Source organism: Salinispora sp. H7-4, assembly GCF_013416675.1.
Lineage (GTDB): Bacteria > Actinomycetota > Actinomycetes > Mycobacteriales > Micromonosporaceae > Micromonospora > Micromonospora vitiensis.
In genome coordinates, this window is sequence record NZ_JABZED010000081.1 from 1 (window position 1) to 854 (window position 854).

The 854-nt window shown below is 69.6% G+C and carries 1 protein-coding gene; it reads right to left on the reverse strand.

The genetic code is table 11. The features are described 5' to 3' along the window. Positions 1-854: RCC1 domain-containing protein (locus H0524_RS24235; protein WP_375372024.1), on the reverse strand; the 854-nt coding region annotated here is incomplete at both ends.

Consider the following 854-nt stretch of genomic DNA (forward strand, 5'->3'; position numbering starts at 1 on the left):
TGATTGTGGTGTCGACCGGCAGGTCCACCGCTATGGGGGTGCTGCTGTTGGTGGTGGTCCCGTCGCCCAGCTGGCCCGAGGCGTTGAAGCCCCAGGCCAGCATGGTGCCGGTGGAGGTCAGCGCCAGGCTATGGCCGGCGCCGGCGGCGACGGCGGTGATTGTGGTGTCGACCGGCAGGTCCACCGCAACTGGGGTGCTGCTGGTGGTGGTGCTCCCGTCGCCCAGCTGGCCGGAACCGTTGCCGCCCCAGGCCAGCATGGTGCCGGCAGAGGTCACCGCCAGACTGTGGCCGGCGCCGGCGGCGACGGCGGTGATTGTGGTGTTGGCCGGCAGGTCCACCGCAACTGGGGTGTTGCTGTTGGTGGTGGTCCCATCGCCCAATTGGCCGGTGAAATTAGAGCCCCAGGCCAGCATGGTGCCGGTGGAGGTCACCGCCAGACTGTGGCCGCTACTGCTGGCGGCGATGGCGGTGATTGTGGTGTTGGCCGGCAGGTTCACCGCTATGGGGGTGTTGCTGTTGCTGTTGGTCCCATCGCCCAGCTGGCCGGTGAGATTGGCGCCCCAGGCCAGCATGGTGCCGGTGGAGGTCACCGCCAGACTGTGGGCGTTGCCGGCGGCGATGGCGGTGATTGTGGTGTTGGCCGGCAGGTTCACCGCCACGGGGGTGTTGCTGCTGGTGGTGGTCCCGTCGCCCAGCTGGCCGGTGAGGTTGAGGCCCCAGGCCAGTACGGTGCCGGTGGAGGTCACTGCCAGACTGTGGCGGCTGCCGGCGGCGACGGCGGTGATCGTGGTGTCGGCTGGCAGGTCCACCGCTATGGGGGTGCTGCTGGTGGTGGTGGTCCCGTCGCCCAGC